Annotated in this window: 1 tRNA gene and 1 rRNA gene; both read left to right on the forward strand. The window is 45.0% G+C overall.

What is annotated here, in order from left to right:
• Nucleotides 1-593, forward strand: a 16S ribosomal RNA gene (locus tag ACTG7X_RS11010); the annotation flags it as partial.
• A 228-nt stretch (nucleotides 594-821) separates the two neighbouring features.
• A tRNA-Glu gene (locus ACTG7X_RS11015) sits at nucleotides 822-897 on the forward strand.
• Nucleotides 898-1162 lie beyond the last annotated feature (265 nt).

The raw sequence follows: 1162 nt of genomic DNA on the forward strand, positions 1-1162 counted from the left end.
GTGGTTTAATTCGATGCAACGCGAAGAACCTTACCTACTCTTGACATCCATAGAATTTTTCAGAGATGAAAAAGTGCCTTCGGGAGCTATGAGACAGGTGCTGCATGGCTGTCGTCAGCTCGTGTTGTGAAATGTTGGGTTAAGTCCCGCAACGAGCGCAACCCTTATCCTTTGTTGCCAGCATGTTATGATGGGAACTCAAAGGAGACTGCCAGTGATAAACTGGAGGAAGGTGGGGATGACGTCAAGTCATCATGGCCCTTACGAGTAGGGCTACACACGTGCTACAATGGTGCATACAGAGGGCGGCAAACCTGCGAGGGGGAGCGAATCTCAGAAAGTGCATCGTAGTCCGGATTGGAGTCTGCAACTCGACTCCATGAAGTCGGAATCGCTAGTAATCGCAAATCAGAATGTTGCGGTGAATACGTTCCCGGGCCTTGTACACACCGCCCGTCACACCATGGGAGTGGGTTGTACCAGAAGTAGATAGCTTAACCGGAAGGGGGGCGTTTACCACGGTATGATTCATGACTGGGGTGAAGTCGTAACAAGGTAACCGTAGGGGAACCTGCGGTTGGATCACCTCCTTATAACAGGTGACAGGTGATAGGTGACAGGATACAGCGTATTCGGCTTATTGACTTGCTTACCAAGAAACGAAGCGACAGCAAGTGTCCACACAGATTGTTTGATAAAAAGTAGAAAAGAAAGAAAAAAAAGACCGCACTTTTAATTGCTTACTAGGTCGAGCAAGCGAAACGAATGAAACGAAAAAAGAAGTGCGAATGATAAAAGACAACAAATTATCTTTAACTGTTGTCCCCATCGTCTAGAGGCCTAGGACATCGCCCTTTCACGGCGGTAACCGGGGTTCGAATCCCCGTGGGGACGCCAATTAAAGATGATTTATTTATCTTACTGTTCTTTAAAAATTTGGAAACAAGCTGAAAACTGAGAGATTTTCGAGTTAATTTAATCATATAAATTAACACAAGAAAGTCTGAGTAGAAAGAAAATCTTGACTGAACAAAAGCAGTCAAGTGTTTAGTTGAACAGCAACATCATTTGTTTTTGAAAACATTTGAGGTTGTATAGTTAAGTGACTAAGCGTACACGGTGGATGCCTAGGCAATCAGAGGCGAAGAAGGACGTGCTAATC

This window comes from Lonepinella sp. BR2271 (genome assembly GCF_051851515.1).
Taxonomy (GTDB): Bacteria; Pseudomonadota; Gammaproteobacteria; order Enterobacterales; family Pasteurellaceae; genus Lonepinella.